Origin of the sequence: Shinella daejeonensis, from assembly GCF_024281235.1 — a bacterium.
Classification (GTDB): domain Bacteria; phylum Pseudomonadota; class Alphaproteobacteria; order Rhizobiales; family Rhizobiaceae; genus Shinella; species Shinella daejeonensis.
Map to the genome: position 1 here is coordinate 134,045 of NZ_JAHWXY010000001.1, position 20,119 is coordinate 154,163.

At 64.4% G+C, this 20,119-nt stretch carries 18 protein-coding genes; 2 read left to right on the top strand and 16 right to left on the bottom strand.

Features of this window, described 5'->3' with window-relative positions; translation table 11 throughout:
* Positions 1-35: 35 nt before the first annotated feature.
* The 12 genes from KYK29_RS00660 to dusB all read right to left on the bottom strand — a co-directional run bounded on the left by KYK29_RS00660 (position 36) and on the right by dusB (position 14,404).
* Complete coding sequence (locus KYK29_RS00660; RefSeq protein WP_254688926.1) at positions 36-1,067, bottom strand: DNA polymerase III subunit delta'; 1,032 nt, start codon at positions 1,065-1,067, stop codon at positions 36-38.
* The gene (gene tmk / locus KYK29_RS00665; protein ID WP_254688927.1) at positions 1,064-1,753 is read right to left on the bottom strand and encodes a dTMP kinase; all 690 of its coding nucleotides are present in this window, start codon (positions 1,751-1,753) and stop codon (positions 1,064-1,066) included. Before tmk ends, KYK29_RS00660 begins: the two co-directional genes overlap by 4 nt.
* A gap of 128 nt (positions 1,754-1,881) precedes the next feature.
* The gene (locus KYK29_RS00670; protein WP_254688928.1) at positions 1,882-3,039 is read right to left on the bottom strand and encodes a D-alanyl-D-alanine carboxypeptidase family protein; all 1,158 of its coding nucleotides are present in this window, start codon (positions 3,037-3,039) and stop codon (positions 1,882-1,884) included.
* Positions 3,040-3,148: 109 nt separating this feature from the next.
* On the bottom strand, positions 3,149-4,168 hold the full coding sequence (locus KYK29_RS00675) for a septal ring lytic transglycosylase RlpA family protein (protein WP_254688929.1): 1,020 nt from the start codon (positions 4,166-4,168) through the stop codon (positions 3,149-3,151).
* 224 nt (positions 4,169-4,392) lie between these two features.
* Positions 4,393-4,608, bottom strand: coding sequence for a hypothetical protein (locus tag KYK29_RS00680; protein ID WP_254688930.1), 216 nt, complete (start codon positions 4,606-4,608; stop codon positions 4,393-4,395).
* A 145-nt stretch (positions 4,609-4,753) separates the two neighbouring features.
* A complete protein-coding gene (locus tag KYK29_RS00685; RefSeq protein ID WP_254688931.1) occupies positions 4,754-5,338 on the bottom strand; it encodes a tyrosine phosphatase family protein in 585 nt (194 codons plus the stop codon).
* A gap of 111 nt (positions 5,339-5,449) precedes the next feature.
* Complete coding sequence (gene trkA, locus KYK29_RS00690) at positions 5,450-6,826, bottom strand: Trk system potassium transporter TrkA (protein WP_254688932.1); 1,377 nt, start codon at positions 6,824-6,826, stop codon at positions 5,450-5,452.
* Between the two features lie 204 nt (positions 6,827-7,030).
* Positions 7,031-8,395 (bottom strand): nitrogen assimilation response regulator NtrX, encoded by a 1,365-nt coding sequence (gene ntrX, locus KYK29_RS00695; protein ID WP_254688933.1) that lies wholly within the window; start codon positions 8,393-8,395, stop codon positions 7,031-7,033.
* Positions 8,385-10,655 carry a sensor histidine kinase NtrY-like gene (locus KYK29_RS00700; RefSeq protein WP_254688934.1) on the bottom strand — a complete coding sequence of 757 codons (2,271 nt, stop codon included), beginning with the start codon at positions 10,653-10,655 and terminating at the stop codon, positions 8,385-8,387. Before KYK29_RS00700 ends, ntrX begins: the two co-directional genes overlap by 11 nt.
* A 127-nt stretch (positions 10,656-10,782) precedes the next feature.
* Positions 10,783-12,237: a nitrogen regulation protein NR(I) gene (gene ntrC, locus KYK29_RS00705; protein ID WP_254688935.1), complete on the bottom strand. Its 1,455-nt coding sequence runs from the start codon at positions 12,235-12,237 to the stop codon at positions 10,783-10,785.
* Positions 12,234-13,385 carry a two-component system sensor histidine kinase NtrB gene (locus tag KYK29_RS00710; RefSeq protein ID WP_254688936.1) on the bottom strand — a complete coding sequence of 384 codons (1,152 nt, stop codon included), beginning with the start codon at positions 13,383-13,385 and terminating at the stop codon, positions 12,234-12,236. The genes ntrC and KYK29_RS00710 overlap by 4 nt, the downstream gene beginning before the upstream one ends.
* Positions 13,382-14,404 carry a tRNA dihydrouridine synthase DusB gene (gene dusB, locus KYK29_RS00715; protein ID WP_254690037.1) on the bottom strand — a complete coding sequence of 341 codons (1,023 nt, stop codon included), beginning with the start codon at positions 14,402-14,404 and terminating at the stop codon, positions 13,382-13,384. The genes KYK29_RS00710 and dusB overlap by 4 nt, the downstream gene beginning before the upstream one ends.
* Positions 14,405-14,552: 148 nt before the next feature.
* Here dusB and KYK29_RS00720 point away from each other — a divergent pair, with 148 nt between their 5' ends.
* Both KYK29_RS00720 and KYK29_RS00725 read left to right on the top strand, forming a co-directional pair.
* Positions 14,553-15,764 carry a bifunctional 2-C-methyl-D-erythritol 4-phosphate cytidylyltransferase/2-C-methyl-D-erythritol 2,4-cyclodiphosphate synthase gene (locus KYK29_RS00720; protein WP_254688937.1) on the top strand — a complete coding sequence of 404 codons (1,212 nt, stop codon included), beginning with the start codon at positions 14,553-14,555 and terminating at the stop codon, positions 15,762-15,764.
* Positions 15,761-16,258 (top strand): CinA family protein, encoded by a 498-nt coding sequence (locus KYK29_RS00725; RefSeq protein WP_254688938.1) that lies wholly within the window; start codon positions 15,761-15,763, stop codon positions 16,256-16,258. Before KYK29_RS00720 ends, KYK29_RS00725 begins: the two co-directional genes overlap by 4 nt.
* On the opposite strand, the gene KYK29_RS00730 is transcribed toward KYK29_RS00725, so the two are convergent.
* The 4 genes from KYK29_RS00730 to KYK29_RS00745 form a co-directional block, all read right to left on the bottom strand.
* Positions 16,247-16,705 carry a type II toxin-antitoxin system RatA family toxin gene (locus KYK29_RS00730; protein WP_254688939.1) on the bottom strand — a complete coding sequence of 153 codons (459 nt, stop codon included), beginning with the start codon at positions 16,703-16,705 and terminating at the stop codon, positions 16,247-16,249. The two genes, KYK29_RS00725 and KYK29_RS00730, sit on opposite strands and share 12 nt — an antisense overlap.
* Positions 16,706-16,882: 177 nt before the next feature.
* On the bottom strand, positions 16,883-17,860 hold the full coding sequence (lipA, locus tag KYK29_RS00735) for a lipoyl synthase (protein WP_254688940.1): 978 nt from the start codon (positions 17,858-17,860) through the stop codon (positions 16,883-16,885).
* A 114-nt stretch (positions 17,861-17,974) separates the two neighbouring features.
* On the bottom strand, positions 17,975-19,420 hold the full coding sequence (gene lpdA / locus KYK29_RS00740) for a dihydrolipoyl dehydrogenase (protein WP_254688941.1): 1,446 nt from the start codon (positions 19,418-19,420) through the stop codon (positions 17,975-17,977).
* A gap of 57 nt (positions 19,421-19,477) precedes the next feature.
* Positions 19,478-20,119 (bottom strand): SGNH/GDSL hydrolase family protein, encoded by a 642-nt coding sequence (locus tag KYK29_RS00745; protein ID WP_254688942.1) that lies wholly within the window; start codon positions 20,117-20,119, stop codon positions 19,478-19,480.

Here is a 20,119-nt window from a genome sequence, read left to right on the forward strand (position 1 = left end):
GGAAAGCAGCTTTCCCCCGCCCCTGCGGCTTTCCGTCAAAGCGCAGCCCGGATATCGTCGAGAAGGCCGATAATCGTCTGCTTGCGATCGAGATTATAGGCCTGCGCCACGCCGATCCTTTCGACGATCTCGCTGGAAAGCGCGGCCAGCCGGTCGGCACGCGGCAGGTCGCCTGCCTGGGCTGCCTGGCGTGCCGCGTCCGTCACGAAGTCGCAGACATGCTGGCAGAAGAAGCCGAAGACGATATCGCTGTCTTTCGCCGAGAGCACTTCGGCCAGCTTGTGCACGTCGCGGCGCGGCGCGTCCTTCTCACTTGCGACGATCGTCCGGAAGGCTTCCAGAATATCGAACCCGCCATAGTTGACGAGCTTGAGGGCCTGCGAGACGCTGCCATGGGCGGCGTCGAGCACCTCCCCTGCCCGTGCGCCGGATGGCATCGCGCCAAGACTTTCGAGCGCCGAGGCGAGGTCGGCTGACGACAACGGTGACAGCGAGAGCGGCAGGCAGCGCGACCGGATGGTCGGCAGCAGCTTGCCCGGCGCATGGGTCAGCACGAGGAACAGCGCCCGCTTTGGCGGTTCCTCGAGGATCTTGAGGATGGCGTTGGCGGCGCTGCGGTTGAGATCGTCCGCCGGATCGATGATCACGATGCGCCAGTTTCCCGTGCCCGAGGTCTGCGCGAGGAACTTTCCGGCCTTGCGGACCTCATCGACGGTGATGGCGGATTTCAGCCTGCCGGTCTTCTCATCCGCCGGTCGGGAGATGTGCAGGAGATGATGCGAGGCGCCGCCGACGAGTTGCCGTGTCACGATCGAGTCGGGCGAGGGATCGGCGATGGTTTCCGGCGCCTGCAAGGGTTCCGGATGGCTGAGGACATGATTGGCGAAGCGGAAGGCGAGCGTCGCCTTGCCGATCCCTTGCGGTCCCTCCATCAGGATGGCGTGATGGCCCTTGCCGGAGCGATAGGACCGCGCGAGGAACGCCTGCGCCTCCGCATGGCCGAACAGCGCCGTCTGCTCGGCGGGGTGGCGCGCGCCATCGAGCACATCGGGACGATCCGCGCTCATGGCGCGGTCTCCGGGGCCGGCGTCGGTATTTGCCCCGCCACCGGCAGCAGCGGCTCGACGATGGCCTGAATTTCGACGGCGACCTGTTCTTCCGGCTTCGTGGCATCGATCACCCGGCAGCGCTCCGGCTCGCGCATGGCGATGTCGAGAAAGGCTTCGCGGCGTTTCTCGTGCGTTTCCAGTTCTTCCCTCTCGAAACGGTCAGGCGTGTCCTCACCTTGATGATCGGCGCGCCGGCGGGCGCGCTCCAGCCCGACGATTGCGGGAAGATCGAAGACGATGGTGCAGTCGGGCGCGACGCCGTTGATCGCCACCCGCTCCAGCGTCTCGACGAAAGCCGGTTCCAGATTGCCGGTGATGCCCTGATAGACGCGGGAGGAATCCAGGAAGCGGTCGCAAAGCACCACCACACCCTCGGCAAGCGCCGGCCGGATGACGCGTTCCACATGGTCGCTGCGCGCGGCGGCGAAAAGGATCGCCTCCATGCGCACGCCGAACGGTTCGGCCGCGCCGGAAAGCAGCACATGGCGCACCGCTTCCGCCCCTTTCGAGCCGCCGGGCTCGCGGGTCTCCAGGACGCGGAACCCCCGTTGGCGCAGCGCTGCGGCCAGCCGCCTGATCTGCGTCGATTTGCCGGCCCCTTCGCCGCCTTCGAATGTGACAAACAAACCCGGTGCGGCCGCCACGTCCCGTTTCCATTCCCATCGTCGCAGCAAGGCGACGCATCAGCATTTCACAATCCACCCGGGCGGGCGGCGTTTCGAACCACTACTAACCGATGTTACCCGTTGGCGAAACGGCTTTCGGCCTTTTCTCAAAGCCAGAAGAACAGCAGTTCCAGCATCGCGTCGAGCGCGCGGGAGCGCAGGCTGCCCACGCCGACGGCGGCGGCCGTGCGGACGGGGACTTCCCGCAACAATTGCGTGTCGTTGGAAATCCGCAGCACACCCACCTCCCGCCCCGGCTCCACCGGCGCGCGGATGGGCCAGGTATAGACGACGCGCGCCGTCAGGCGCTGGGAGTTGTCGACGGGCAGGAACACATCCACCTTGCTGTCCGCAACGAGCGGAACCCTGGAGACCGCGCCGCCGTAGACGCTCGCCTCGGCAACGGTTTCGCCTGCCTCGAACAGCGTGCGGCGTTCGAAGGTGGAAAGCGCCCATTCGATCAGCCGGCGCGACTCCGAGACGCGCAGTTTGTCCGTCTCGATGCCGCCCATGGCGAAGATGAGTTTCTTGCCGTCGCGGCTGACGGAGGCGACGATGGAATAGCCGTCCTCCTCCGAATAGCCGGTCGTAAATCCGCTGACGCCGAGATCAAGCGCCAGCAGCGGATTGCGATTGCGCTGCCGGATCTTGTTCCACTCGAATTCCGGCTCGTCGTAATAGTGCAGATACTCGGGATAGGCGGTCATCAGGTGGTGGGCCAGCAGGACCGTCTCGCGCATCGTCACCCGGTTTTGCGGGGACGGCAGACCGGTCGCATTGGCAAAATTCAGGCTGTCGAGCCCGAGCGCCCTCGCCTCCTGCGTCATGCGTGCGGCAAAGGCGCTTTCGGAACCGGCAAGCCCTTCCGCCAGAATGATGCAGGCATCATTGGCGAATTGCACGGCGATGCCGCGCAAAAGATCCTCCACCCGGATATTCGACTTCAGCGCCGCAAACATCGTGGCGGTGCGCGACGGCGCGCCGCCGGTGCGCCACGCATGTTCCGTTACCGGATAGGTCGTCTCCAGCGTGGTATCGCCATTTTTCAGCGCCTTGAAGACCACGGCCATCGTCATCAGCTTGGCGAGCGAGGCGGCGGGAACCGGCCGGTCCTCGTTCCGGGCGAGCAGAACAGTGCCCGTTTCGGCCTCGATCAGGTAGACCTGCCGCGCCTTGACGTCGAATCCCGCCACCGGCTGCTGCCCGAAGGCGGCGGCCGCGGAGAGTAGAAACAGGATGAGGCAGGCGAAAAGGCGACGATGCATGGCGACTCCAGGACTGTCGTCACCTTTTCATGTCGCTGCGCGCCACGCAAACGGCTCCCGGTGCGGATCGCCGCGCCGCGCCGCCGGAACGACGGGCCAGGGGAGCAATCTAACCGGCATTGCCGGTCGGCCCCGAAAGCGGCGTCAAGGAGCCATCGAGATGAAGGATCGCATCGAAAGCGCCGGCTGCGTCCCGCACCCGCTCGTCGGCATAGGCCGAGGCGTAGCTGGGATCGGCCGCAAAGCCCGGAACGAAATTCGGCCGCTCGACAGGCATCGGGCCGACGTCCGGCAGCAGGGAGAATTGTTCCAGCGCCTGGAAGGCGTCCGGCGCGGATGTCGACGTTTCGGCCAGCGCCGTCATCGTGCCGCTGGCCGGCGTCGGAACCCGCAGGATGTTTTCGCCGCTGTCGGGCAGCGAACGGGGATCGGCGGATGCGACCATCACGCCCGTCGCGATCTGCCCGCCCGGATCGACCGCCGGAACGCGCGATCCCTTCGGGATGTAGGATGCCATCAGATACGGCATGTCGTGGCCGTCCATCCGGGCCTTGCCGACATATTCGACACGCACCTTGGCCGTGCCGTTGCGCTTCATTTCCAAGAGGTCGGCCGCCTTGGAGGAGACGTCGATGATGCGATTGTCGTGGAAAGGACCGCGATCGTTGACCCTGACGACGACGGATGTGCCGGTGTCGAGGTTCGTCACCCGGGCGTAGCTCGGCAGGGGGAACGTGGGATGGGCCGCCGAGAGATGATATTTGTCGTAGATTTCGCCATTTGCCGTCTGGCGGCCGTGAAAGGCCGAACCGTACCAGGACGCGAGGCCGACCTTGCTATAGTTCGGATTTTCTTCCGGCTTGTACCATTTGCCCCGCACCTGATAGGGCTTTCCGACCTGATAGCGCCCGCCCCCCTTGGGAACGGAACTTCCTTCCTGAACGACGCGGGGGCTCGCCTTCACGCCATATTCGGATTCTGCGAAGAATTCCTTGCTTCGTGCCTTCTTCTTGGGCGGCGGCGTCGTCGTCGCGCAGGCGGCGAGGCCAGCGCAGAGGAAGGGAATGGCCAAAAGACGGATCTTCCTGCCGAAGCGCCTTTTGCCGTTTTCAAGTGTATGCTGTCCCACGCCGCTTTCGTCCCCAAGGGTAGTATCGACCCGCCTGCCTTGCCCCCGGCAGGCGCGTCGTCATTGCCATTCAGTCGATAACAGTGCGTTAATCATGCCAACAACATGGCAAAAATGCGAACGAAGCTTCGCTCGCCCGCCGGATAATACGCACCTATGGTTGATGTCTGGTTAAATGTACCCGTTGTGTTCGCATTTCCTGACGCAATACCGGAAACGGAGTCTCAATTGCGGCCGGCGTGGAGACTATCGGCGATCTTCTGGGGATCGCGGACGCCCTGACGATAGAGCGCGATGATGGAGCGGGCGAGCGAACGCGCGCTTTCTTCGTCCCGCGCCCGGGGATCCGTCGCATTGATGCAAGCGAAAGCTTTTTGCAGGATGACGACATCCTGCGGCTCGAAAATTCCGGTATGCGCCGCATCATGAAGCATGTCCATCAAGGCCTCCTTCCGAGCGGAGCGGGACTTGTGCCCGACTGAATGGCCAGAGCCTAAAGGACCAATGCGACGATAACAAGTCGCTAAATCCGGCCTTTGAAGCGCACCGCGAAACGGACCTGAAGGAAAAGGGTCTCCGGCGCCGTCAGACCGGCACCGCCATGTCGAGTTCCGCGCCCCGCCCGAGCTGGACCATCCATTCGCTGAAGCGGGGTTGCGCGACAAGCTGGCGACCGTAGTGATGGCGCAACGCGGTGACGAGAGCCCCCTTGCGGCCCAGAAGCTCGTCGGCATAGGTCACCATGCGTGAGTTCGGCCAGGCTTGCGGCCGGACGGCGACGAGGCGCGCAAACAGGCTTTCGGCCTCCTCCTGCGGGGCGGCGAGCGCCATCAAGGCCAGCATCGCGGCGGTGGAGCGCGATACGCCCATGTGGCAATGCACGAGCAGGTGCGCGTCGCGGCCGCTTTCGCGGCTGTCCGCGAATTCCTCGCCGAACCGCAGGATGGCTTCGACATGTTCCTGCTGCGGCATCAGCCGGTTCGGGTCCGGTGCGATGATATCGTGGAAGCGGAGCGTCGTGCGATGGTGATCGCCGTAGTTGGTGAACGCCTCGATCTCCGGATAATCCGGATCGAGGACGGAAAGCACATGCGTCACACGCCGCCCGCTCTGCGCCTGAAGCTCATCGATGCCGCATATCGTCAATTCGGGAACGGATAGGATCGTCATGGCAGGCTCCTTGCAGCTTTCTTGCAGATGTCGGTTCGACCCTTACGGTGTGCACCCAGGCACCGGCAAATACAAGGCGGCCGGCGGCCAGATTCCACGGCCTCCCGCCGGTCAGAAATACTGGATGCTGACCCGGAAAAGCTGTTCGACATGACGCACCGCCGAAGCGGTGGCGAAAAGCACGACGCGGTCCCGCGCCTTGATCCGCGTGTCCCCGTTGGGACGGACGAAGGCCTTGTCGCGATAGATGCCGCCGATGCGGACGCCCTCCGGCAGTTCGGTTTCCCGCAACGGCCGGCCCACCAGCGGCGAGGTCTCCAGCGCCTCGGCCTCGATGACCTCGGCCGATCCCTGCTGCACGGCGTAGACCGCGCGGATCCGGCCCTTGCGGACATGCTGGAGGATTCCCGAAATCGTCACCGCACGCGGATTGATCTGGGCGTCGATGCCAAGGCTCTTGGTGAAATCCTGATAGCTGGGATCGTTGATCAGCACGAGATTCTGCTTGCAGCCGAGCCGCTTGGCCATGACGCTGCCGAGAATGTTGATCTGGTCGTTGTTGGTGAGCGCGATCACCAGATCGGCCGACTGGATATCGGCCTGCAACAGCATCTTCCGGTCGAGCGCCGAGCCGTGCAACACGACGGCATGGCGCAGCTTGTCGGCGATGGCGATGGCGCGCTCGCGGTCGTTCTCGATGATCTTGAGCCGTGTGCGCGGCTGATAGTCCTCGATGGCGTTGGCGACGAAGTAGCCGATATTGCCGCCGCCGGCGATGACGATGCGCGCCGCTTCCTTCTCTTCATGGCCAAAGAGCGCCAGCGTGCGCCGGACATGGTCGCGGTCGCAGACCACATAGGCGAGGTCGCCGGAATGCAGCCGGTCGGTGGAGGTCGGCACGAACAGCCGGCCGTTGGTGAAAATGCCGGTCACCGTGGCGTTGAGGTCCGGAAACAGCTCGCTCAGCTGCTTGAGCGGCGTCTCGACGACCGGGCAATCCTCCATGCATTCGATCGCGATCATCATGATGCGATCCTCGGCGAAGCGCACCACGTCCGTCGCACCGGGAAAGGAGATGCGCCGCAACACCATCTTGCCGACCTCGATTTCCGGCGAGATCGCCACGTCGATCGGAATATCGTCGCGGGAAAACAAATCGGCATATTCCGGCGCAAGATAGCTTTGCGAGCGGATGCGGGCGATCTTGGTCGGCACGTTGAACAGCGAATGGGCCACCTGGCAGGCGACCATATTGATCTCGTCGAAGAGCGTGACGGCAATGATCATGTCGGCCTGGTCGGCGCCTGCCTTCGCCAGCACGTCCGGATAGGCGCCATGGCCGACATGGCCGCGCACGTCCAGCGTCTCCGTTATCGCGGCGATGAGCGACGGCTGCGTATCGATGACCGATACGTCGTTGCCCTCTTCCGACAGGCGCTCGGCGATGCCGTAGCCGACGCGGCCGGCGCCGCAGATGATGACCCTCATGCTTTCATCCCCATCCCGCGCGGCTTGCCGCCTGCGGCCTTAGAGCACCTGACAGAACCTCTGGGCGGAGGATGGCCGAGGGATTTTCGTTCGTCGGCAAGGAGCCAACCACAGTCGATGCCGGAGGCATCGGCGAGGATTGACGACACAGCGGGCGACGAAAAGAACCGGCCAGGCGACCCCATGAGGTTTCGTCAGGCGCTCTTATACGCCAAGCGATTTCAGTTTGCGATGGAGAGCCGAACGTTCCATGCCGACGAATTCGGCCGTGCGCGAGATATTGCCGCCGAACCGGTTGATCTGCGCCACCAGATAGTCCCGCTCGAACATCTCCCGCGCCTCGCGCAGCGGCAGCGTCATGATATGCTGGTCGCCCTGGCTCGACACCTTCGGCAGCATGTCGCCCACTTCCGTCGGCAGCATGTCGGCGGTGATCGCCGTATCGGGGCCGTCGCTGCGCGCCAGGATCATCAGCCGCTCGATATTGTTGCGCAGCTGGCGGATATTGCCGGGCCAGTCATGGGCCTGAAGAACGGCGAGCGCATCGTCGCCGATCCGGCGGGCGCGGATGCCGGCCTGTTCGCTGATCTGGCGCATGAACTGGTCGACGAAGAAGGGAATATCCTCCCGCCGCTCGGCAAGCGAGGGCACGCGGACCGGCACGACGGCGAGACGATGGTAGAGATCTTCCCGGAAGAGACCTTCAGCGATCATGCTCTCCAGATTGTAGGCGGTGGAGGAGATGATCCGCACGTCCACCTTCACCCGTTTCGACCCGCCGACGCGCTCGAACTGCTGGTCCACGAGGACGCGCAGGATCTTGTTCTGGGTCTCGCGCGGCATTTCGCCGATCTCGTCGAGATAGAGAATACCGCCATGCGCCTCCTCGAGCGCACCGGTCTTGCGTGACTGGCCGGGCGAGCCCTCGGTGCCGAACAGCGCGATCTCCATCCGGTCCGGCGTGATCGCCGCCGCGTTCAGCGCCACGAAGGCGCCGTTGGCGCGGTTCGACTTGCGATGGATCATCCGCGCGACCAGTTCCTTGCCCGAGCCGGAGGGGCCGAGAATCATGATGCGGCTGTTGGTCGGGGCCACCTTGTCTATGGTCTGGCGAAGCTGCGAAACGGCGACGGATGTGCCGATCAGTTCGACCGGATCGCCGGACCGCTTCTTCAGTTCCGTCACCTCGCGCCTGAGCTTGGAGGCTTCGAGCGCCCGTTCGGCGATCAGGATCAGCCGGTCCGCCTTGAAGGGCTTCTCGATGAAGTCATAGGCGCCGCGGCGGATCGCCGACACCGCGGTCTCGATATTGCCGTGGCCGGAAATCATCACCACCGGCAGGTCGGGGTAGCGGCTCTTGATCTCGTCGAGCAGCGCCAGCCCGTCCAGCCGGCTGCCTTGCATCCAGATATCGAGAAAGACCAGCCGCGGCACGCGATCGCCGATCGAGGCGAGCGCGCTGTCGCTGTCGTGGGCGGTCCGCGTCTCATGCCCTTCGTCGGAAAGAATGCCGGAGACGATCTCGCGAATGTCCTCCTCGTCGTCCACCACCAGAATATCAGAGGCCATGGGTCAATTCCTTGTCGTTCTTGTCGTCGTCGCCGGCTGGCGTTTCCGCAAACGGAAGCATCACGCGGATCATTGCGCCGCGGCCGTCGTCGAAGTCTTGAGGTGCGTCGTTCAGCTCGATCTGGCCGCCGTGATCCTCGATGATCTTCTTGACGATGGCGAGGCCGAGACCCGTCCCCTTCTCGCGCATCGTCATATAGGGTTCGAGGATGCGCTGCCGGTTCTGGATCGGCAGGCCCTTGCCGTTGTCCATGATGTCGACGACGAAATGCCGGGCGTCGACATCCTTGCGCGCCCGCGCCAGAATTCTCGGCTCCTCGCGCTGGGCCTCCGGCGGCACCGCCTCGATGGCCTCGACGGCGTTCTTGATGAGGTTGCCGAAGGCCTGCCCGAGCATCCGCGCATCGAAGAGCCCTTCGAGCACCTCGTCGCCGAAATCCTTGTAAAAGGTGATATGGGTATTCCCCATTTCGCGCAGGAAGACGGCATCCTTGAGAATGCCGCGCAGGTCCGCCTTTTCCTTGGTCGGCTTCGGCATGCGCGCGAAGGCGGAAAACTCGTCGACCATCCGGCCGATGTCCTCGACCTGCCGGACGATCGTATCGGTGCACTGGTCGAAGACCGCGCGGTCCTCCTGGTCGATCTGCTTGCCGTAACGACGCCGGATCCGCTCGGCCGAAAGCTGGATCGGCGTCAGCGGATTCTTGATCTCATGGGCGATGCGGCGGGCGACGTCGGCCCAGGCGGTGGAGCGTTGCGCCAGCACCAGGTCGGTGATGTCGTCGATGGTGATGACGTGGGATTCCTTGGCGTCGTTCGTCTCTTCCCGTGTCACCTGCACATTGAGCGTGCATTCCTTGCCGCCCTGCATCAGGTTGATCTGCTTGCGGTAGTCGTTGCGGTGACGTCCGGCGGCCTCGGCAAGCACCCCGGCGATCTCCGGCGCGACATCGATAAGCGGCTTGCCGACGAGATCCTCGGCATCCCGGCCGGTCAGAAGCTCGGCGGACGTATTGGCGATGGTGATCCTGCCGTCTTCCTCGACGCCGATGACCGCCGCCGTGACACCGGACAGCACCGCCTCGATGAAGCGCCGGCGGTGGTCCATCTCGTCCTTGGCGTCGATGATCTGCTCCTGCTGGGCGCGGATTTCGGCGATCATCTTGTTGAAGGTGCGCGAAAGGCTGCCGACGTCGCCATCGGCCGTGCGCACGGGCACGCTGACGTCGAGATTGCCGGACGCCACGCTGTCGGCGGCGCCGATCAGCAGGCGGATCGGCCGGACGATCCGGTCGGCGACGGCGATCGCCGTCCAGATGGCGGCCAGCAGAACGATCAGCGCGAACCCAAGATAAAGCACGCCGAAGGCGAACTGGAGGGGCGCTCGCCCGGCCTCCAGCGCACGATACTCGGCCGTATTTTCCTCCATCAACCGCATGGAGCGCATGACCTCCGGATCGACGGTACGCACCGTATAGAGGATCGCGCCGGGGATATTGTTGAGCTTGATTACCGCGCCGACCAGATTGGTCGTCCCCGGTGGGATGAGCGTCGGCTGGCCGGCCGCCGAGGCGTCGAGCGATTCCTCCGGCACCGGCGGCAATGGATTTTCCGTGAGGATGCTCGCCTGAAGGATCGTCGAGCCGTCCGCGCGCAACAGGAAAGCGCCGAGCATGCCGCGACCGCGCGCCTGCCGCGTCATCAGGTCTATGAAACCGGTGCGGTCGAGGCTGTAGAGCTGGCGATTGCGGTCGAGGTCGTTGGCCATCGACACCGTCTGCCCTTGCAGATAGCTCGCATTTTCAAGAACATAGGCTTGGGCCACATTGAGCGAGGAACTGACGATCGACTGGGTGCGGATCGAAAACCAGCGGTCGAGGCCGACGTCGAGGGTGATGGAAGCGAAGATCGCCACCAGCACCGCCGGCGTGATCGCCACGATGGAGAAGAGCGCAACGATGCGGACATGCAGCCGCGCCGCCGCCCGCCCGCGCCGCCGCGCCCTGACGAGGCGGGTGATCTCGCGGCCGATGAGATAGAGCAGACCGACCACGAAGAGGGCGTTGACGGTCGCCGAGGCGATGACGACATTGGCCTCCGGCCGCACCGGCGTCAGACCGAGCAGGATGAACAGCGAAACCGTCGCCGCGACGAGCGCGCCACCGGCCAGCAGCAGCCCCGGAAGCGCAAAGGAGGCGCGCCGGTCGCCACCGGCGCCGCCGTCGTTTCCGCCCGCAAGCAGGCTCACCCCGTCCGCCATTTGCGTATTCGACTCCCCGCCGCGCCGCAAAGGCGCGGTCTTGTCCTGGCCGCGAGCGACTCATGGCCGCTCCTGTTACCCTCAAGCAACAGATTGTGGCCAAAATGCAACGCATTCGCGCGCGAAGTCAAGCGGAACGGGTCGGCCGATAGACCGAGACGCCGCGTTCGCGGATCTTCTTGCGCAGCGTGTTCCGGTTGAGACCGAGCAGTTCCGCGGCCTTGATCTGGTTTCCGCGCGTGGCGCTCAAAGCCGCCAGAATAAGGGGATATTCCACCTCCGCCAGAACCCGTTCATAAAGGCCGGGCGGCGGCAGGTCTTCACCGAAATCGGCGAAATAGCGGCGCATGTTTTCCTCGACCGCCTGCGCGATGGTGGTGGGCGATCCGCCGTGACCGGTCGCCGCCGGCGGCTCTCCCGACGTTTCCGATCGCAGTTCCGTCGCAATGATCCCCGGCGTGATCACCTCCTGCGGATATAGCGCCGTCAGCCGCCGCACGAGATTTTCCAGCTCGCGAACGTTTCCGGGCCAGGGATAGGTCTTCATCAGGTCGAGCGCTTCCGGGGCGAAGCGCTTCACGTCCAGCCCCTCCCGTTCGGCCTGCTGCATGAAATGACGCACAAGATCGGGAATGTCCCCCGCCCTTTCGCGCAGCGGCGGCAGACGCAGCGGCACGACGTTCAACCGGTAATAAAGGTCCTCGCGAAACAGCCCGCGATTGATCGATTGCTTGAGGTCGCGGTTGGTCGCGGCCACGATGCGCACATCGGTGCGGATCGGCGTGCGCCCGCCGACCGTGGTATATTCGCCCTGCTGCAACACGCGCAGCAGCCGCGTCTGGGCGTCCATCGGCATATCGCCGATCTCGTCGAGGAACAGGGTTCCGCCCTCGGCCTGCTCGAAACGGCCGCTGGAGCGCGCCTGCGCGCCGGTGAAGGCCCCCTTCTCGTGACCGAACAGTTCCGATTCGATCAGATCGCGCGGGATGGCGGCCATGTTGATCGCCACGAAGGGGCCGTTGCGGCGCTTGCCATAGTCATGCAGCGCGCGGGCCACCAGTTCCTTGCCCGTACCCGACTCGCCGGTGATCATCAGCGTCAGGTCCGTCTGCATGAGGCGCGCCAATACGCGATAGATCTCCTGCATGGCGGCCGAACGGCCGACGAGCGGCATGGTCTCCTGCCCGTCGTCTTCCGCCCGCTCGGGCGCGTGGCGCGGCTCCGAAAGCGCCCTCCCGATGATGGCGATGAGTTCGGTCAGGTCGAAGGGTTTCGGCAGATAGTCGTAAGCGCCCTTTTCAGAGGCCTTGACCGCCGTCATGAAGGTGTTTTGCGCGCTCATGACGAGCACCGGCAGGTCCGGCCGGGCCTTCTTGATACGCGGCAGAAGATCAAAGGCGTTCTCGTCGGGCATCACCACGTCGGTCACCACGATATCGCCTTCGCCGGCGGCGATCCATCGCCACAGGGTCGCCGCGTTGGATGTGATGCGCACGTCGTAGCCGGCGCGGCTCAGGGCCTGGTTGAGGACCGTCCGGATCGCGGCGTCGTCGTCCGCGACAAGAACTGTGGCGTTTGTCATCGATCGGATCCTCCGGTTTGCTGCCGGCCGGCATCCTCTGCGGGGTCGCGGGAGGCGGGCATCAGCACGCGAAAGGTGGTTCGGGCGGGATGGCTGTCGCATTCGACGATGCCGCCGTGATCGCCGACGAGCTTGGCGACCAGCGCCAGCCCGAGGCCCGAGCCGTTGGTCTTGGTGGTGATGAAGGGATCGAACAGAAGCGCCAGCAGATCGGCGGGCACGCCCGGTCCGTTGTCGCGCACGCAGAATTCCATCGGCAGCGAGATTTTCTCGCGGCTGCCGGTGACGGAAAGACGGATGCCGGGACGATAGGCGGTCGTAAGCTGGATCTCGCCATCGGGCCGCGCGCCGATCGCTTCGGCAGCGTTCTTCACGAGGTTGAGAAATATCTGCACGAGCTGATCGCGATTGGCATGCACCGGCGGAAGCGAGGGGTCGTAAAGCTCGCTGATGCGGATATGGCGGGCGAATCCGGCTTTCGCGACGGCCTTCACATGATCGAGCACCGCATGGATGTTGAGCGGCGCGCGATCGACGGGGCGCTCGTCCGAAAACACCTCCATGCGGTCGACCAGCGCGACGATACGGTCGGTCTCCTCGCGGATAAGCCGGGTCAGCGCCCGGTCCTCGTCGGCGGCCGACATTTCCAGCAGTTGCGCCGCACCGCGAATGCCGGAAAGAGGGTTCTTGATCTCGTGGGCGAGCATGGAGGCAAGGCCGGTGACGGAGCGGGCCGCGCCGCGGTGGGTGAGCTGGCGGTCGATCTTGTCGGCCATCGAGCGCTCCTGGAAGACGATCACCACACCGCCGCCCTCGCCTGTCGCCGGCGCGACATGGATATCGACGAGCTTGTCCGTCCCGAGCCTCGGCGTGCTGAGGTCGACGCGATATTCGTTGACCGCACCGCGCCCCTGCCGCACCTCGTCGATCAGCCCGAGCAGCGGGCTCCCGAAGGGGACAAGCGCATCAATGCGCTGACGCGCCAGAGCGGCGGCGCTCGCCCCGAAGAACGCTTCGGCTTCCCAGTTCGCAAAGACGACATGCCCCGCCTCATCCACCATGATCACCGGATTGCGAATGCCGTTCAGCACCGTCATCGCAAGGTCTCCGCCCTGCCCTTCCGCCATCTTGGCGGCTTGCGCCGTCATGCGGCCTCTCCCTGCGGCGGATGGCGATCGCCCAAGAATGCCGCCTTCAGCTTCTCGATGACGGCGGCGCTGTCCCGCGCCGTCATGATGTCCGCCTTCTCCGATCCGGGAAGGGCCGCCGCGAAACGGTCGAGATACCAGCCGAGGTGTTTGCGGGCATGGCGAAGGCCGGCATCCGGGCCGTAAAAATCCAGCATCATGCGATAGTGCTCCACGGCGATCTCGGCGGCCTCCTGTCGCGAAGGCGGCGAACAGGCGCCGGCAAGCACCGCCGGATGCCATGGCCGTCCCTGTGCGGAACGGCCGACCATCACGGCATCGGCTCCGGAACGGCGAAGGATCTCGCGCGCGTCCTCGGCCGTATCCACATCTCCATTGGCGATCAGCGGCACGGAGACGGCCTCCCGCACCGCGCGAATGGCGTCCCAGTCGGCCTTTCCCTCGTAGAACTGCATGCGGGTACGCCCGTGCACGGTGATCAGCACCGCGCCGGCCGCTTCGGCGCGGGCGGCGATTTCCGGCGCGTTGATCGAGGCGTGATCCCAGCCGAGCCGCATCTTGACGCTCACCGGAACGCTGACCGCATTGACCGTCGCCTCGATCAGCGACAGCGCATGATCGGGATCGCGCATCAGCGCGGAGCCGGAATACCCGCCGATCACTTTCTTGGCGGGACATCCCATATTGATGTCGATGATATCCGCCCCCTCGCCGGCGGCGATGCGGGCGGCCTCCGCCATCCAGTGCGGCTCCCGTCCGGCGAGCTGGACCATATGCGGACGGATGCCGCAATTGCGAATGCGCGCCCAGCTTTCGCGGGCATTGAGCGCCAGTTCGCGGCTCGCCACCATCTCCGTGACCACGAGCCCCGCGCCGAAACGCCAGGCAAGATCACGGAACGGCAGGTCGGTGACGCCGGACATCGGCGCAAGAACGACCCGGTTGCGCAGCGCAAGTCCGCCGATACGGAGTTGTTTCGAAAGATCGGGAATCAATGAGTGCTCATCTTTCATGCATATATGGAAGATGCTTTATTTTTAACCAGCCCTGATGACCTTGCCAAGCGTCAATATACGCTGGCGTGAATTTTCCGAATGCCGCTGGCTTTGGCCCGTCCTTCCGGCTAGACCACGGGAAACGCTATGATTTCGGAGCCGGTAGAGAGGCATGCAGGCGGAAAACACGATGAAGTGCGGCGTGGTGATCGTCGCCGCCGGCCGCGGCGAACGCGCCGGCGGCCCTGCCGAAGGCCCGAAACAGTATCGCCGGATCGGCGGGCGGCCGGTGATATCCCATACGCTCGACCTTTTTATCGGCTGGCGACCGGCCCGGCAGATCGTCGTGGTGATCCACCCGGACGACGAGGCGCTTTTCAGCGACGCCCGGAAAGCGGCCCTTTCGGCCGGAAACCGCCTTACGGTCGTACACGGGGGCGCGACCCGGCAGCAGTCGGTGCTGGCCGGCCTGGAGGCTCTGGCTGGATCCGATGTCGACCACGTCCTCATTCACGACGCCGTGCGGCCGTTCGCCGAACCCGCCCTTCTCGACCGGATTCTCGTGGCCCTGCGTGCCGGCGCTCCGGCGGTCCTGCCGGCCGTGGCGGTCGCCGATACGCTGAAGCGGGCCGACGCCGAGGGCAATGTCGCCGAAACCGTGCCGCGCGAAGGTCTTCATGCGGCGCAGACCCCGCAGTCGTTTCAATTCGCCGCCATCCTGCAAGCCCACCGCCGCGCAGCCGCCTCGGGCCGCACGGATTTCACCGATGACGCCGCCATCGCCGAATGGGCCGGAATGCCGGTGCAACTCGTGGATGGCAGCGCCGGCAACGTCAAGCTCACCCTTCAGAAGGATATCGCCATGGCCGACAACCGGCTTTCCTCCACCTTGCCGGATGTCCGCACCGGCAACGGCTACGATGTGCATCGGCTGGTCGAGGGCGACGGCGTGATACTCTGCGGCCTCTTCATTCCGCATGATCAGGCGCTTTCCGGTCACTCCGATGCCGACGTGGCGCTGCATGCCCTGACCGATGCCTTGCTCGCCACCTGCGGCGCAGGCGACATCGGCGATCATTTTCCGCCGTCCGATCCGCAATGGAAAGGGGCCGCCTCGCGCATTTTTCTGGAACATGCCGTCGATATCGTACGCACCCGCGGCGGAACGATCATGAACGCCGATGTCACGCTGATCGTCGAAGCGCCCCGGATCGGGCCGCATCGCGAGGCGATGCGCCGGAACCTTTCGGATATGCTCGGCATTGCGCTGGAACGCTGCTCCGTCAAGGCGACGACCAACGAGACAGTCGGCTTCGTCGGCCGGCGGGAAGGTATCGCCGCCATCGCGACGGCGACCGTCGTCTTCAGGGAAACCGATCCATGAGCTTCTGGCCCGCCGATATCGAGGAAACCGCAAAACGCATCGTTGCCGATTTCACCGAACGCAAGCTTCTGGCCGCCACGGCCGAATCCTGCACGGCGGGGCTGATCGCCGGGGCCATTACCGAGATCGCCGGATCCTCCACCATGTTCGACCGCGGCTTCGTCACCTATTCCAATGACGCCAAACAGGAGATGCTCGGGGTTTCCGGTAAAACGCTGGCCGCCTTCGGCGCGGTTTCCCGGCAGACCGCGCTGGAGATGGCCGAGGGCGCCATCGAAAGGTCCGCCGCCGTCATCTCCGTCGCCGTGACGGGGATTGCCGGTCCGGGCGGCGGCTCGCCGGAAAAGCCGGTCGGCCTCGTCCATCTCGCGGCCGCCCGCAAGGGGTATCCGACGCTTCACCGCGAAATGCGCTATGGCGATATCGGCCGCTCCGCGGTTCGCCTTGCGACCCTGCGCACCGCCTTCGAGATGCTCGAGGAACTAGGCCGCTGACGAGCCGTAGATCACCACCGCCCGTTTCTCGAAGGAATCGGTGAACAGGCGGAAAGCGCGGTCGAACATCGAGCCCATCAATGCCCCGAGAATGCGGCTCTTGAATTCGTAGTCGATGAAGAAATCTACGGTCGAACTGCCGTCGGGCAGCGCCTCGAAGCGCCAGCGGTTGTCCAGATAGCGGAACGGCCCGTCGATATATTTGACGTCTATCGTCCGTTCGGCCCGGTTCAGCAGCACCTGCGTCGTGAAGGTTTCACGGATCGCCTTGTAGCCCACCGTCATGTCGGCGACGAGCAGTTCCTTGCCGTCGCGCTCCTTGCGCGACCGGATGGTCAGCGCCTCGCACAGCGGCAGGAATTCCGGATAACGCTCGACGTCTGCAACGAGGTCGAACATTTCTTCGGACGAATGGGGAACCGGGCGGCGGGTTTCGAACTGGGGCATGGCCGAGAGCTAATAAACCCGGCCCGGCCTGACAAGTGGCAGGCCGATTTCGAAGCGGGATTTCAACACGCAAAGCACTCCATCCGGTCGAAATGCCGCAAGCATTCCCGAAATTTCCGGGTTTTCGGCGACCGGATCCGTCATCGGGCAGCCCCTGAAACGCGGCGGTCGGGACACCTATTCGGCGGCAACCAGCAGCTTGCGCTCGCGGGCGGCCCTCAGACGCGCGAAATCATCGCCGGCATGATGGGAAGAGCGCGTCAGCGGGCTCGACGAAACCATGAGGAAACCCTTGGTGTAGGCGACGGTCTCATAGGATTTGAATTCCTCCGGCGTCACGAAGCGTTCGATCTTGTGATGCTTGCGCGTCGGCTGGAGGTACTGGCCAATCGTCAGGAAATCGACATCGGCGGTGCGAAGGTCGTCCATCAGCTGGAGCACTTCGTTACGCTCCTCGCCGAGGCCCACCATGATGCCCGACTTGGTGAACATGGTCGGGTCCAGTTCCTTGACCCGCTGCAACAGGCGGACGGAGTGGAAGTAGCGCGCACCCGGACGCACGGTCAGGTAATTGCCCGGCACGGTTTCCAGATTGTGGTTGAAGACGTCCGGTCTGGCGGCGACGACACGCTCCAGCGCGCCCGGCTTCTTGAGGAAGTCCGGCGTCAGGATCTCGATCGTCGTCTGCGGTGAGGCCGCGCGGATTGCAAAGATTACCTTCTCGAAATGCTCGGCCCCGCCGTCGTCGAGATCGTCGCGGTCGACCGATGTGACGACGACATGGGAAAGTCCCATTTGCAGGACGGCCTTGGCGACATTTTCCGGTTCGCTCTGATCCAGCGGGTTGGGCTTGCCTGTCGCCACGTTGCAGAAGGCGCAGGCCCGCGTACAGATCTCGCCCATGATCATGAAGGTCGCGTGCTTCTTGTCCCAGCACTCGCCGATGTTGGGGCAGCCCGCTTCCTCGCAGACCGTCACCAGATTGTGACTGCGCACGAGGTCGCGCGTCTCCTGATACCCCTTGGACACCGGCGCGCGAACGCGGATCCATTCCGGCTTGCGCATCACCTCCGTATCCGGCCGGTGGGCTTTCTCCGGATGGCGTACCCGCCCGGCGTCGGGAGCAAGATTGGTGCGGTCAAGAATTGTGACCATGTCGAACCCACTTTCCTAGCAAGCGCCTTCGCGCCCGTCCTGCGGACCGATTGCCCGTCCTGCGGACCGATTGAATGAGCCCGCCCCGTCAGAATGCGGCAGGCTCTATCATGTTCAGGCGTTCAGCGCACGCCCGTATGCGTCCAGCACGCTCTCCTTCAGCGTTTCCGAAATCGTCGGGTGCGGGAAGATCGTGTGCATCAGCTCTTCCTCGGTGGTCTCCAGGTTCATGGCGATGACGAAACCCTGGATGAGTTCGGTGACTTCCGCGCCGACGAGATGCGCACCGATGAGTTCGCCGGTCTTCTTGTCGAAGATCGTCTTGACGAGACCCTGATCCTCGCCGAGCGCGATCGCCTTGCCGTTGGCCACGAAGGGAAAACGGCCGACGCGGATGTCGCGGCCCTCGGCCTTGGCTTTGGCCTCCGTCAGGCCGATCGATGCGACCTGCGGGTGGCAATAGGTGCAGCCGGGGATCTTCGACTTGTCCATCGGATGGACGTTCGGCAGGCCGGCGATCTTCTCGATGCAGATCACCGCCTCGTGCTCGGCCTTGTGGGCGAGCATCGGGGGACCTGCGACATCGCCGATGGCGTAGATGCCGGAAACATTGGTCTTGCCGTAGCCGTCGATGGCGATGAAGCCGCGATCGGTCTTCACGCCGAGCGCTTCGAGACCGATATTCTCGATATTGGCCTCAACGCCGACGGCCGAGATCATGCGGTCGGCGGTGATCTTCTCGATCTTGCCGTCCTTGGTCTCGACATGGGCGGTGATCGAGTTCGCGCTCTTCTCCACCTTGGCGACCTTGGCGTCGAGCAGGATCTTCATACCCTGCTTTTCGAACTGTTTCTTCGCCAGCGCCGAGATTTCGGCGTCCTCGACCGGCATCACCTGCGCCATCACCTCGACCACGGTCACCTCGACGCCGAGCGTGCGATAGAAGGAGGCGAATTCGATGCCGATGGCGCCCGAGCCCATGACGAGCAGCGACTTCGGCATTTCCTCCGGCTTCATCGCCTCGAAATAGGTCCAGATCAGCTTTCCGTCCGGCTCGATGCCTGGCAGCGCGCGCGGGCGTGCGCCGGTGGCGATCACGATATGCTTGGCCGTATAGGTGCCTTCGGGAAGAACGGTCTTCGGCAGCGGCGCTTGCGGTTGCTGGATTTCCTTCGTCGTTTTGGTAACGACGATCTCGCCCGGCTTGGTGATCTTCGCCTCGCCCCAGATGATATCGACCTTGTTCTTCTTCATCAGGAAGCCGACACCGGCATTCATGCGGCTTGCGATGCCGCGCGAGCGGGCGACGATGCCTTTCAGATCGGGCGTCACCGCGCCTTCGATCTTCACGCCGTAATCATCCGGGTTCTTCGCATAATGAAAGATCTCGGCGGAACGCAGCAGCGCCTTGGTCGGGATGCAGCCCCAGTTGGAGCAGATGCCGGCAAGATGCTCGCGCTCGACGATGGCCGTCTTCAGGCCAAGCTGCGCAGCGCGGATCGCCGCGATATAACCGCCCGGCCCCGAACCGATGATAATGACGTCATAGGATTGAGCCATGTCGTTTCCTGCCTTGTTCCTTGCGCGGAAGAAGCGCCGCGCTCTTGAATTCCTGGGTTACAGTCCGAGCATCACGCGCACGACGGGTTCCAGTCCCCGGCCCAGCGCCCGCGTGTTCTCCGCATCGAGATGGACCCCGTCGAGCGGCGTGGTCCTGGCCACCGATCCCGCGTCGAAGAAACCGCACCCGCTCTCGTCGGCAAGATCGGCATAGAGCGTCGCCAGCATCGGCGACTGCTCGGTGCCGCCCGCAAACATCGCGGCGAAGGCGGCGTTCGCCGTCTCGCAGAGCGGCGGTGGCGCGACGATCAGGATTTCCGGCGCCTCATGGTCCTCGAAGGACCAGGCGTGATGGCGGATCAGTTCCACCAGCCGCGACATCCCCTGCGCGGCACCGAAGGCGGTGCCGCAAATGGCGGGCTTCATATCGTTGCTACCGAGTAGGAGGATCACCAGATCGATCGGATCGTGGCTATGAAGGATGGTCGGCAGGATACGCGCGCCATTGCGATCGCAATCGGCCATATGGTCGTCATAGGCCGTCGTGCGGCCGTTCAGCCCTTCGGCAATGACGGTGCCCCCCTCCCCGAGCGCGCGCGCCAGCACGCTCGGCCAGCGGTCCTCGAAGGGGTGCCGTTCCAGCTTGTCGGCGCTGTATCCCCAGGTCAGGCTGTCGCCATAGCAGAGAACCGTCTTCAT

Excerpts from the sequence above, each read along its gene's own strand:
- KYK29_RS00660 (WP_254688926.1), bottom strand. The coding sequence starts at position 1,067 with ATGAGCGCGGATCGTCCCGATGTGCTCGATGGCGCGCGCCACCCCGCC.
- ntrX (WP_254688933.1), bottom strand. The coding sequence starts at position 8,395 with ATGGCCTCTGATATTCTGGTGGTGGACGACGAGGAGGACATTCGCGAG.
- lpdA (WP_254688941.1), bottom strand. The coding sequence starts at position 19,420 with ATGGCTCAATCCTATGACGTCATTATCATCGGTTCGGGGCCGGGCGGT.
- ntrC (WP_254688935.1), bottom strand. The coding sequence starts at position 12,237 with ATGACAAACGCCACAGTTCTTGTCGCGGACGACGACGCCGCGATCCGG.
- KYK29_RS00730 (WP_254688939.1), bottom strand. The coding sequence starts at position 16,705 with ATGCCCCAGTTCGAAACCCGCCGCCCGGTTCCCCATTCGTCCGAAGAA.
- KYK29_RS00670 (WP_254688928.1), bottom strand. The coding sequence starts at position 3,039 with ATGCATCGTCGCCTTTTCGCCTGCCTCATCCTGTTTCTACTCTCCGCG.
- trkA (WP_254688932.1), bottom strand. The coding sequence starts at position 6,826 with ATGAGGGTCATCATCTGCGGCGCCGGCCGCGTCGGCTACGGCATCGCC.
- KYK29_RS00725 (WP_254688938.1), top strand. The coding sequence starts at position 15,761 with ATGAGCTTCTGGCCCGCCGATATCGAGGAAACCGCAAAACGCATCGTT.
- KYK29_RS00710 (WP_254688936.1), bottom strand. The coding sequence starts at position 13,385 with ATGACGGCGCAAGCCGCCAAGATGGCGGAAGGGCAGGGCGGAGACCTT.
- KYK29_RS00680 (WP_254688930.1), bottom strand. The coding sequence starts at position 4,608 with ATGGACATGCTTCATGATGCGGCGCATACCGGAATTTTCGAGCCGCAG.
- lipA (WP_254688940.1), bottom strand. The coding sequence starts at position 17,860 with ATGGTCACAATTCTTGACCGCACCAATCTTGCTCCCGACGCCGGGCGG.
- KYK29_RS00745 (WP_254688942.1), bottom strand. The coding sequence starts at position 20,119 with ATGAAGACGGTTCTCTGCTATGGCGACAGCCTGACCTGGGGATACAGC.
- KYK29_RS00700 (WP_254688934.1), bottom strand. The coding sequence starts at position 10,655 with ATGGCGGACGGGGTGAGCCTGCTTGCGGGCGGAAACGACGGCGGCGCC.
- KYK29_RS00685 (WP_254688931.1), bottom strand. The coding sequence starts at position 5,338 with ATGACGATCCTATCCGTTCCCGAATTGACGATATGCGGCATCGATGAG.
- KYK29_RS00720 (WP_254688937.1), top strand. The coding sequence starts at position 14,553 with ATGCAGGCGGAAAACACGATGAAGTGCGGCGTGGTGATCGTCGCCGCC.